This is a genomic window from Kordiimonas pumila, assembly GCF_015240255.1.
Classification (GTDB): domain Bacteria; phylum Pseudomonadota; class Alphaproteobacteria; order Sphingomonadales; family Kordiimonadaceae; genus Kordiimonas; species Kordiimonas pumila.
On sequence record NZ_CP061205.1, the window covers coordinates 1,692,217 to 1,703,747 of the forward strand.

The window sequence follows — 11,531 nt, forward strand, 5'->3', positions numbered from 1 at the left end:
AAACTATCTGGCGGTACTAAGGAAAAACCTATGGCAGTTACAGTAAAACCTCTTACAAAAGCAGATGAAACAAAGAAGAAATTCTTTGAAGGGATGAGCTTTGCAGCCAATACTGTGAATGTTATTACAACGGACGGTATTGCCGGGAAATCAGGTGTTACTGTTTCTGCGATGTCCTCAGTTTCAGCAGATACACCGCGTCCTACACTTCTGGTGTGTGTGAATGAACGGAGCGTTGCCGCTGCTAAAATTCTTGAAAACGGCGTGTTCTGTGTGAATATTCTGCGCGATTATCAGTCCTATGTGTCAGATGTTTTTGCAGGCATGTATAATGACAAACTGGCAGATAAGTTTGATTGCACGAACTGGGCTGTTAACCCGTCTGGTGCCCCGCGTGTGGCTGATGCTCTCGTGGCGTTTGACTGCCACATTGTTTCCAGCCAAAAAGTGGGAACCCACCATGTAATTTTTGGTGAGGTTGAAGACATGTTTATTGGTGAACGTGGTTCAGCTCTTGTTTATGCTAACAGGTCGTACGGCGCCGCACACCCAATTGTTACAAATCGCTTGGCTGTTACGGATGAAACACCATCGGGCAAAAAACTGGCAATTGGATGTTTTCATACATTTGGACCGCATATTCTGCCTAAGCTGTTAAAAAGGCTCTCTGATGACGGCCAAAGCCTTTCCCTTGATGTGGTTGAGGGTGATGTTCGCCGTATGAAACAGGCGCTTTTGTCGGGCGAAATTGAACTGGCTATTACCTATGATCTTGATTTGGGGTCAGAGATTGAAACATCTGTTTTAACCGAATTGGAGCCTTATGTTCTGGTGGCGGAAAACCACCCGTTGGCCTCAAAAAAGTGCTTGAAACCGCAAGACCTTATTGGGGAACCAATGGTTTCTGTGGCGGAACCAACCAGCAGGGAAATGCTGGAAGGGTTGCTGCGTAAACACAGTGTTGAGCCTGCGGTTGTTTTTCATGCATCCTCTTTTGAAATGTTGCGCGGTATGGTGGGTCAGGGGCTAGGTTTTGGTGTTGTTATAACACGCCCTGCTACAATGATAAGCTATGATGGAATGCCACTGGTTGCCATAAAGCTTGATACGGATGCCGACCCATCCAAGGTTGTCCTTGCGCATAAAAAAGGGGCTAAATTGTCTGAAGAGGTCTCGAAAATAGCCATGTACGCAAAGGCGATTCTTGCCTCATAACCATATTTGTTTCTGGGCATGTATTAGGAACGTTGTTTGCGAAACTCGGTTGGTGAAACACCAAAACGAACTCGAAAAACCTTACAGAAATGCGAAATGTCACTAAAGCCTGAATCAAACGCCACATCGCTTATGCGGGCTTGTGGGTATTTTGTATAGGCTAGCGCCTGTGCCGCTGCTGAAAGTCTGGCATCCAGTATAAGTTTGCCAAATGTGGTGCCCATGGTCTGGCAGGTTTTGTGGATATTCCGAAGTGAACAGTTAAGGGCCGCCGCTGCTTCATTGGGGGTAATGTTTTCATCCCTGAAGTTTTGCCCAATATATTGTCGTAACCTTGTTGCCAAACCGGTTTTTGCTGTTGTTTGACTGTCGCCGTTTAATGGGCCTCTGATGGCTTCATTTAAGCTGTGATTCATCACTTGCATGAACAGTTCAGCAGAGGATTCGAGAACTGTACCACTATCAGCTTCAAGCAACATCAGTTCAAGTGCAGCAAGAAGCACTTTTCCGGTGCGCGATGTCATGCTGAAACTTTGACCAAGGGCAGTTTCCAAAGGGGCATCAAGTTGCTCGCGGAGGCTCCATTCAGGTAATTGAATGCAGAGCTGCCGGAAAGGGCTTTCAAACTCCAAAACGTAGGGCTGGCGCGGGTCAACAAGAATACAGTCGCCGAGGCGTAAGTTAGTGGTGCCATTACTGTGCAAAACACGGGCTGTACCACCAAGATGCACGTTTAAATAAACCGTATTGCTTTTGGATTTTTCAATCTCGCGGAAACTACGGTGAACCTTTTGTGCTTCTGCTGTTATGCGAGAGATTTTAAGCCCGGCGCAGTCAACTGTTTCTATCATGCCGCCAAAGTCATTTTTATAAGTCGTCTCTGGAATCAGGTCTGTAAAAGTGAGCCTTAGAGCGTCTTGCCAGGCACGTAATCTTTCTTCTGGGTGGAACGCTGAAATATTGTGAACCTGATGGGGCCGAATAACAGACCATGAACGTTCATCCTGAACCAGCATTTTGTGCATTGGCAACCAAGCCGCTGCCGACCAGCCGGGATAACGTGATGTCTGAGACGATGTCATTACGATAGTCCTCTCGCTTACTATTCAACGATAAAAGACTGAAGAGTTTATGCGTGTTTTGCAATATTTTTGTAAGAATTTGGCCGATTCAACTCCGTCTGTGTCGCGAAATAGTCACTTACCGACCTTAGGCAACCCTTAAAGGAATTATCATGGCTATCAATAGATCTTATTTTTTATCAAGTATGTCCATTGTGTTGGGTTCTATGATCTATGTAGCCCCAGCATCTGCACAAGAAGAACAGAGCGAATTCAAATTGGAGGAAATCATTGTTACGGCCCGTAGGCGCAGTGAAAACATTCAGGATACACCTGTTGCAATCACCGCATTCTCGGGCACCGGTTTAAAAGATCGCCAGATTAACTCTATAGACGGTATTGCAGATTTTACACCGGGGCTGACGATTAATAGTTCATCCGCTTTTTCTGGCAGTAGCCAGAGTGTCTCTGTATTTATGCGCGGTATTGGGCAAACGGACTTTACATTGAACACCGATCCGGGTGTGGGCATTTATGTAGACGGTGTTTATATTTCCCGTTCCGTTGGCGCGCTTCTCGATCTGGTCGACATTGACCGGTTAGAGGTGCTGCACGGCCCTCAAGGAACGCTCTTTGGCCGCAACTCCGTGGGTGGTGCTATCAGTATTACAACATCACGTCCGGCAGATGAAGCTGGCGGCAAGGTTTTTGCAACGGTGGGCAGCGACAATTGGTATATCGTTGGCGGAACGGTTGACCTGCCTGTTAGCGACACGTTTAAAACCAAATTTACAGTCCAGACCCACCAGCGTGATGGTTATGTTATCCGCGCATCTGATGATCTGGACTTGGGCGATAAGGACAACTTAAGTGCCCGCGCTTCAGCAGTGTGGAACCCGACAGAGAAGTTTGAGCTGTTCTTCACAGCAGACTATACTCGCTCTCGCGAGAACGGTGTGCCGCTGGTGCTCGACGGGGTTGACCCTGGTGCAGCATTTCCTGCCGCACATAACCTGATGGTTGCGCCGCAACTAAACCCGGCATTGCAAGCTTTCCCTAACGGATGCCTTGATCCCGCGGGCGCGGCCGTTGGCGGTGAAGCCTGCTATAACAGCCAGTGGATAAGTGACGATCCAAATGTTACTTATGGCACCTACGATGTGTACTCAAATGTAGATGTCTGGGGGCTTTCTGCTACTATGAGCTATCAGGTAAGTGATACATTCGAGATTAAGTCGATCACTGCTTACCGCGATCTGGATAGCGAATTTGCCCGTGACGGTGATGGCTCCCCGCTTCAGATTAATGCGACTGAAGATGTTTTTACATACCGCCAGTGGAGTGAAGAACTACAGTTTCTGGGCACTGCCATGGATGGGCGTTTGAATTATATTGTGGGCGGTTTTTTCTTTGATGAAAAAGGCCAGAACCCCAATATTGTTGACTTTGGCTTTGCCCGCTTCCTGAGCGGCGGTGATATCCACAATACATCTCTTGCAGGTTTTGGCCAGGTAACATACGAACTGACAGATAGGGTATCTCTGACAGGTGGTATTCGTTACACAGACGAAACAAAGCGTTTTACGCCTAACCAGTATATTATCAGCACGTATACCGTGCCGTTCTTCCCGCCCTTCCTGCAATTCCAGCCGGGTGATGTGCTTACGACAACTGACCAGCAGGAAGCGAAAGCGAATGAGTGGACGCCTCATGTTAACCTGTCTTTCCGGCCAAATGACGATGCAATGGTATATGCAAGTTATTCACGCGGCTTTAAAAGTGGCGGTTTTACGCAGCGTATTTTCCCTGCAATTGCAACGCCGCCGTCTTTCGAGCCAGAAACAGTTGATGTTGTAGAAGGTGGTTTCAAGCTTGATACATTTGACCGGCGTCTGCGCCTTAATGGTTCTGCTTATTATACATGGTATAATGATTTGCAGGTAACGGTGCCTGTCGGCGTGGCCCCAACAACACAAAATGCAGCCAAAGCACGGATCAAAGGCTTTGAACTGGAAGCTACGGCTGTTCCTGTTGATAATTTGCTGGTGTCCTTTGCGGCGGGCTATACCGATGCCTACTATCTGGAACTTGATGGCCGTGTTAGCCCAACGATTACGCTTGATAACAATTTCCCCGGCACATCAAAATGGACACTGAATAGCTCTGTTTCTTATGACATGGCGGTTGGAAGCGACATGATCCTGACACCGCGTGTGGACTGGAGCTACCGATCATCATATTTCTTTGATGCTGAAAACCTTGTTGGGCAGGAGGGCTACCATCTTGTTAATGCAAGCCTGACGCTGGAGAATGAAACGGGTGGTTGGTCTGTGTCTGTGTTTGGTAAAAACATTGGCGGCACAGACTATTATATTCACGGTGAACAGATTATGGACCCAGCGGGCTTCCGTATGCTGTCTCCTTCTCGGGGCAGCGAATGGGGAATTCGTCTGGAGAAGAGCTTCTAGGATTATGGCAGATACATATGTAAATGCCAGTGTCAGCAACCGTTTCACGCAAGAGTATGGCCTTGCCCATCCTTTTGCGTGTGCGGGGCTTGCTTTTGCTGGAATGACACCGCCGCTTGCGATTGCTGTATCAAAAGTGGGTGCTCTGGGTGCTGTGGGCATTGGTAAAATGCCAGCCCCTTATATAGAGTTTTTGGTGAACAGCATTCGTGCTGCAACAGACGGTCCGTTCAATGTGAATTTCATCACGATTTTCACAGAAGATAGCCACATTGCTATGTGCGAAAAACTAAAGCCTGCAGTGGTTTCTTTCCACTGGGGGCACCCGCCTAAAAGCTGGATTAGTCGCTTGCAGGCAGCTGGAATAAAAGTGTGGGAGCAGGTTGGTTCTGTTGACGCGGCAAAGCTGGCCGTTGATGAAGGTATCGACCTGATTATTGCACAGGGCACAGAGGCCGGGGGCCATAACCTTGGCACACTGCCCTTGTTTGTTTTACTGCCGGAGATTATTGATGCTGTGGCACCTGTTATGGTGCTGGCAGCGGGCGCTATTTCAGATGGAAGGGGCGTTGCTGGCGCTCTTGCTATGGGCGCAGACGGCGTTTGGGTTGGCACCCGGATGGCTGCAACGGTTGAGGCTGATATTGTTGATAGTTACAAAACAAAAATGCTGCAATCAGAAGCAGATGATGCTGTTTTATCTTCGCTCTTTGGTAGGGATACGCTAGACTTTAACCCCATGCGGTTGCTGCGAAACAAGATCGTTGAAGAATGGCAGGGGCGCGAAGAAGAGGCACCTGTTGATCCGTTTGCAGAAGAACTGCTGGGCACCATGAAAATAGGTGATATGGAGCTACCTTTGCATAAGTTTAGTAATATGATGCCAATGAGCACCGCAACGGCAGATGTGGAACAAATGCCGCTTCTTGCGGGGCAGGGTGTTGGGCTTATTAAGACAATAGAACCTGCGGGTGTTGTCGTGGAAAAAATGATGGCAGACGCAAAAGCTATTCTTCAAAAACTTGGTAAGGCAGCAGGGTGAGTATGCCGGATAGACCAATATACCAGTTAGACGGTGTTGCAGTACTTGCAGCCTTTAAAGAGGGCAGCCTTAGCCCGGATGGATATATGCAGGCGGTAGCCCCTGCTATAGCAAAAGCAAAAGAACTGAACGCCTATGTTTCGGGGGCAGAACAGTTTAGCGCTCTTGAAAAGGGTGGCATTTTGGCCTGCCTGCCTATTTCTGTAAAAGACAATATTGCTGTAAACGGCGTGCCGACGACGGGCGCAACCGCGGCTTTTGCTACTTTAATGCTGGAAGAAAATGCGGCTATTACACGACTACGTAAGGCTGGTGCTGTGATTGCAGGCAAAACCAATCTGCATGAACTGGCTTTTGGTATTACGGGTGCAAATGCGCATACAGGGCCTGCCCTAAACCCTTTTGACCCATCAAGGCTTGCAGGGGGCAGTTCGAGCGGTGCGGCAATTTCAGTGGCTGTTGGTGCAGCGGCAGTTGCTATTGGCACAGATACCGGGGGGTCGTGCCGTGTGCCAGCGGCACACTGCGGTGTTGTTGGTTTTAGGCCCACAACAGGGCGTTATCCGGGGGGAGGCTATATCGCACTTTCTGCATCGCGTGATACGCTCGGTGTTATTGCCCGGTCTGTTATGGATATTGCGCTTGTTGACAATGTTATTATGCAGGCGGAAAATACCATTTCCGGCATGCCGCTACAGAATATCACGCTGGGTGCAGTAGCGCCCGAAAGCTTTGGCATGGGGTTTGATCCCGCTGTGGTTGAGGCCTACTCGAAAGCCTTGAAGTCACTTGAAACGCAAGGTGTGAATATTGTTGAAGCAGACCTTGGTGACGCAATAGCCATTGATGAAGCTTGTGGGTTTATCATTGCGGTTTACGAATCTGAAGCAAGCTTGACCCGCCTTGCTGCCGCAAAGCTTGGGATCTCGCCGCTTGATTTTGTCGCCTCTATTAAAAGCCCTGATGTTAAAGGCCTAATTGCTATGCAGGGTGGTGTGGAGGCTATTCCAGAAAGTGTTTACCGGGAAGCAGTAGATACGAAACTGCCACAGCTTCGGCAGGCTTTTGCAAAGGTTTTCAACGTATCGGGTGTGGATGCGCTGATCTATCCAACAAGCTTGTTTTTGCCGCCGCCCGTGGATGTGGGGGAAACGATTTCAGTGGCAGGTGCCGATCTGCCCACTTTTCCAGCCTATACCGCAACAACACGGCCTGACAGCATGTCTGGTCAGCCTTCAGTGTCGCTACCATGTGGCTTGGTAGAAGGGTTGCCAATAGGTTTACAGCTCGTGGGTGCACGCGGTGATGATACCCGGCTTTTGACTATTGCAGCAACAATTGAAAAAGCCTTACCCGCACGACCGATCCCATAAAGGACATGTGAATATGACTGATACAAATACACTTGAGAGCCTTGACGGACTGCGTGCCATCATTGGCGAGCCACACGAACTGGTCACAAAAAAAATTGTACCGTATCTGGATGACATGGCGCATCGCTTTATTGCGCATTCGCCTTATGTAATGCTGTCCACTGCCAGCAAGGAAGGCGTGCCTGATGTTTCGCCGCGTGGTGACGGGCCGGGCTTTGCCTATATAGCAGATAACCATACGCTATATTTGCCTGAACGGCAGGGTAACAAGCTTGCTTTCAGTTTGCAGAATATTCTTGAGAACCCCAACGTTGCTCTCATGTTTATCATCCCTGGCGTTGATGAGGCATACCGTGTGCATGGCACGGCGCGTATCATTAACGACCCGGTTATACTGGAGCGTTTAACAGCACGCGGCCAGCCTGCGTTACTGGCGCTTGAAATTAAGGTGAAACAAAGTTTCCTGCACTGTGGCAAGGCCATGAAACGTAGCCAGCTTTGGAAAGTGGACCCAAAAGAAACCAAAATGTCCTTCCGGTTTGGAGCAACTGTTGCACGCGAATCTGGCGGCGGCGATGAGGTTGCAAAAATGGTTGATCAGTTGGTTGAGGAAGATTACCGCGACAATCTTTAGCGTGTAAAGGTTTTCGCGGCGTGGGTGAGGTAATCAGAGAGGCTTTTAGGTTGCTTGCCTGTGAGATTTAAAACGGCATCACTGGTGTAATTTTCCCCGCCTGCTGCACAGCATGTCATCAGGCTTGCCACTTGGCCTGCAAGCCAGCCATTTAAGCTTGCGCCGTGTTTAAGCAGGGTTGGCATTAGAAATCGCGGCGGGCTGACATGGCGCACTTTGTGGTTTAGGGCAACTGTAAGACCAGCCGCAACCTCTGCCATAGTTAGGGTTTCGGGGCCGGTTAAAATATGCACAGTGCCATCAAGGGACCTGTCTGTTAAAGCGCGTGCAGCGGCAACGGCTACGTCTTCGAGGTCAACAAAACCTATAGCACCGCGTTTGGTTGATGCTGGCAGAAAGCCACGTTTGATTGGTTCTTTGAACAGTTCGAGCGACTGGTAGAAAAATGTTGGTCGCAAAATAACATAAGGCAGGCCGGAGGCGATAAGGGCGTCTTCCACCGCGCCGTGCTGAACGCCAAATGACACTCTGGGTGACAGGCCAGCCGTTATGGCAGATATTTTTACTATTCGAATAGTACCCAGTGCCGCCGCTGTATTGATGAGTTGAATTTCCTGCGCTGCCATGCCGGGATGATCCCCGATAACAAGCAAGACTGTATCAACGCCGTTTAAGGCGCGCTTTACGGTTCTAATATCGCTAATGTCGCCGTTTATCACTTCAATTGGGAAGGGGTGACTGTGGGGTACGGCCATAGGTCGCCGTGTTAGCACCCTCAGCAAACCTGACATTTCTGTGGTGCCTAGTTTTTGTAAAACAGCACCGCCTACGCGGCCTGTGGTACCTAGTAATAAGGTTTTATTTTGGGTTTCCATCATGCCTAATAGTTACAGCAAAAATATTTGAGCGTCTTGGTTCATAAGGGACCTTAAAGTTTGCTGAAAGTGCACGATGCACTGTGGTTCATATAATTGGCGCTGATAGCCAAGACTTTTCAAATCTGACATGAAAATATTAGCTCTACTATTCATCATATTCTGTTTGTGGAGAGAATTTTTGGCTAATGAGCTTCAAACATTTAAAGCGGCTGCCGTGCAAGCGGCCCCTGTGTATTATGACCTAAAAGCCAGCATTAAAAAGGCTGTTGGTCTTATTGAAGAAGCCAGTAAAAAAGGCTGTAGCCTTATTGCTTTTGGCGAGGCATGGTTGCCAGGGTATCCATTTCATATCTGGCTTGGCGCGCCTGCATGGTCCATGCAGTTCACCGTACCTTATTTTGATAACTCGCTTGACCTGAAAAGTGAAGACTTTGCTGTTCTTTTAAAAGCCGCCGTAGACAATAGCATTATGGTTTCTATGGGATACAGTGAGCGGTGTGGCGGTAGCCTGTATTTGGGGCAGTGCCTTATCGGCACAGACGGCAAGCTCATCTATGCACGCCGTAAACTAAAGCCAACACATGTGGAGCGCACCGTATACGGCGAAGGATATGGCAGTGATTTAATGGTGTCGGATACTGGTCTTGGTAAGGTTGGTATGCTTTGTTGTTGGGAACACTTACAGCCACTTAGTAAATATACACTTTATAGTCAGAATGAGCAGATTCACATTGCTGGTTGGCCGGCCTTTTCCCTGTACCGTGAAAATGCTTATGCGCTTGGTAAAGAAGTGAATATGTCGGCTAGTCGTGTTTATGCAGTTGAGGGGCAGTGTTTTGTCATTGCAGCCAGCAGTGTCGTAACAGAGGGCTGCCTTAAAATGTTACATGCCGAAACGATGGTGCCTGATCTTTTAAGCCTAGGCGGTGGTTCCGCGATGATATTTGGGCCAGATGGCTGTGAACTGGCTGACTATTTACCTGAAACCGCAGAAGGCCTGATAGTCGCTGACATTGACCTGAACCTTATCAAATATGCAAAAACGGTTGCAGACCCGGCCGGGCATTATGCCAAGCCTGAGGCAACACGCCTGCTATGGAACAAGGCACCTTTGCATGCAGTGGAAACAGCCGAACAAAAAGCAGATCATGTAACAAACATAGAGGGTGATAGCGATGATGACACAGGTGAGGCGTAACAATGGGTGATCATGCTACCATTGTCCCCCGCCGTTCTGCGCCGCCAGTTAATAGGCCAGATGGATACGAACCAACGTATGATGCTTTTGAGCCGAGGTTTGCCAGCCACGATTATATCGTGCTGGTTGTGTTTGGGTTTGAGATGCCGGATGCACATTCAGCCCCGGGTGCCGTCAAGACCCGGTTGGAAATGTGCTTGAAAGCGGCGCCGCAGCCGGTAATTCGTGAAGCTGGCATAACGGCATCCAGCATTGGCCCGCACGCTGAAATGCATTTTGTTTACTGGAAAACAATCGCAGATTATGAAGCGTGGGTAAAAAATTCAGGCATTGAAGAAGTGTTCGGCGATGCCAGTTTATTGTCTGGTCAGGTTGGCCTGTGGCGGGAAATTTGTTTTTTGTCGCTAGACCACAATGAAACATCAGGGTCACGTAGTGAAGAACTGTCCGGTATTGCCAATATTGCTGATCAAATGGCGATTACGCCGCATCATGGCTATTGGGGAAGTGCCCGTGACAGAATGGTGGCGGCAGCCGAAGATGGCCTAGCCTCAGATGCGCCTGTGCAGCCTGATGCGACAGACGGTAAAGGCCAGCGCATCACGGTTCAGGGGCCTGAAAATGCATGCTTTATTCGAAGTTCGCAGGACCTGTCCCGGGCTAACCCGGAGCAAAAGGAAATGTATTTTAGCACTGTGAAACCTGCCCTGATGAATGGCTTAAGCTATCTGAAACATAACCCATCTGTCAGCGGGTGTTCTGGCGTTCGTTTTGTTGAGGAAGTTACGGAAGCAGGCCTTAAGTCTGAGCGTAGCTGTGTTACCGGCTTTTTTCGGTCGTTTGCAGATCTTGAGAACTGGACACACAACCACCCCACGCACCATGCCATTATGGCAAATTTTATAAACATGGTGCAGCACTGGCAAGGGCAGCCGGGGCTGCATCTTTGGCATGAAATAACGGTGTTTCCTAAAGCCACACTTTACGGCGACTATATTAACTGTTCGGCGGCAGGAACTTTGATGGCGGTTGGCATCCCTGTTTTACCCTCAGCCATACAGACGCCGTAGTATTCAGTATAAAAAGGAAGAATGATGTTTACGTATTTTGATAAAGAAACTGCACCTAAAGAGTCTGTAAAACAGATGGAACAATCTGTTGCCATCTTTGGGATGTTACCCAATATGCACCGTATTTTGGCGGGTGCCCCTGCAACCTATGAAGCCTATAATACTGTTTATAATCTTTTTACCAAACACACGGAGTTTACACCGCTTGAAGCGCAGGTCGTGGTGATGACATCAAACCATGAGAACCGCTGCCATTACTGCATGGCGGGCCATACTATGGGGATGAAGCTTGCCAAAATGCCAGATGACATTATCGAGGCCCTTCGGGAAGGTACACCTATTGCTGACCCCAAGCTTGAGGCGCTGCGTACTTTTACGAAAGAGCTTCTGGATAACCGCGGTCATATAGGCGATGATCGGCTACAGGCATTTCTGGGTGCGGGCTATACAAAACGTCAAGCGCTAGAGGTTTTGTGTGGGCTGGCATCAAAGTTGATTTCAAATTTCACAAACGCTTTGGCGCATACAGAGGTTGATGCCCCGATGAAAAAATATGAGTGGCAGCATCCGGCAGATCGCACATGAAAAACCT

At 48.8% G+C, this 11,531-nt stretch carries 10 protein-coding genes; 8 read left to right on the top strand and 2 right to left on the bottom strand.

The window, feature by feature from the left end:
- Positions 1-30: 30 nt before the first annotated feature.
- Entirely contained in the window at positions 31-1,215 is a 1,185-nt protein-coding gene (locus tag ICL80_RS07200) for a LysR substrate-binding domain-containing protein (protein ID WP_194215413.1), read from the top strand.
- Positions 1,216-1,238: 23 nt separating this feature from the next.
- Here ICL80_RS07200 and ICL80_RS07205 read toward each other — a convergent pair whose 3' ends face one another.
- The gene (locus tag ICL80_RS07205) at positions 1,239-2,297 is read right to left on the bottom strand and encodes a helix-turn-helix domain-containing protein (RefSeq protein WP_194215414.1); all 1,059 of its coding nucleotides are present in this window, start codon (positions 2,295-2,297) and stop codon (positions 1,239-1,241) included.
- A gap of 152 nt (positions 2,298-2,449) precedes the next feature.
- Here ICL80_RS07205 and ICL80_RS07210 point away from each other — a divergent pair, with 152 nt between their 5' ends.
- Genes ICL80_RS07210 through ICL80_RS07225 form a run of 4 tightly spaced genes read left to right on the top strand, consistent with a single transcriptional unit; the run spans position 2,450 to position 7,793 of the window.
- Positions 2,450-4,744: a TonB-dependent receptor gene (locus ICL80_RS07210; protein WP_194215415.1), complete on the top strand. Its 2,295-nt coding sequence runs from the start codon at positions 2,450-2,452 to the stop codon at positions 4,742-4,744.
- Between the two features lie 4 nt (positions 4,745-4,748).
- Positions 4,749-5,786, top strand: a complete 1,038-nt coding sequence (locus ICL80_RS07215; RefSeq protein ID WP_194215416.1) for an NAD(P)H-dependent flavin oxidoreductase — start codon at positions 4,749-4,751, stop codon at positions 5,784-5,786.
- Between the two features lie 2 nt (positions 5,787-5,788).
- Positions 5,789-7,159 carry an amidase family protein gene (locus ICL80_RS07220; RefSeq protein WP_194215417.1) on the top strand — a complete coding sequence of 457 codons (1,371 nt, stop codon included), beginning with the start codon at positions 5,789-5,791 and terminating at the stop codon, positions 7,157-7,159.
- A 13-nt stretch (positions 7,160-7,172) separates the two neighbouring features.
- Positions 7,173-7,793: an MSMEG_1061 family FMN-dependent PPOX-type flavoprotein gene (locus tag ICL80_RS07225; protein ID WP_194215418.1), complete on the top strand. Its 621-nt coding sequence runs from the start codon at positions 7,173-7,175 to the stop codon at positions 7,791-7,793.
- On the opposite strand, the gene ICL80_RS07230 is transcribed toward ICL80_RS07225, so the two are convergent.
- A complete protein-coding gene (locus ICL80_RS07230) occupies positions 7,790-8,671 on the bottom strand; it encodes an NAD(P)H-binding protein (RefSeq protein ID WP_194215419.1) in 882 nt (293 codons plus the stop codon). The genes ICL80_RS07225 and ICL80_RS07230 overlap by 4 nt on opposite strands.
- A gap of 178 nt (positions 8,672-8,849) precedes the next feature.
- On the opposite strand from ICL80_RS07230, the gene ICL80_RS07235 reads away from it, so the two are divergent.
- Genes ICL80_RS07235 through ICL80_RS07245 form a run of 3 tightly spaced genes read left to right on the top strand, consistent with a single transcriptional unit; the run spans position 8,850 to position 11,524 of the window.
- Positions 8,850-9,869, top strand: coding sequence for a carbon-nitrogen hydrolase family protein (locus ICL80_RS07235; protein ID WP_228073848.1), 1,020 nt, complete (start codon positions 8,850-8,852; stop codon positions 9,867-9,869).
- A gap of 2 nt (positions 9,870-9,871) precedes the next feature.
- Entirely contained in the window at positions 9,872-10,939 is a 1,068-nt protein-coding gene (locus tag ICL80_RS07240) for a phenylacetaldoxime dehydratase family protein (protein ID WP_194215421.1), read from the top strand.
- 24 nt (positions 10,940-10,963) lie between these two features.
- The gene (locus ICL80_RS07245) at positions 10,964-11,524 is read left to right on the top strand and encodes a carboxymuconolactone decarboxylase family protein (RefSeq protein ID WP_194215422.1); all 561 of its coding nucleotides are present in this window, start codon (positions 10,964-10,966) and stop codon (positions 11,522-11,524) included.
- Positions 11,525-11,531 lie beyond the last annotated feature (7 nt).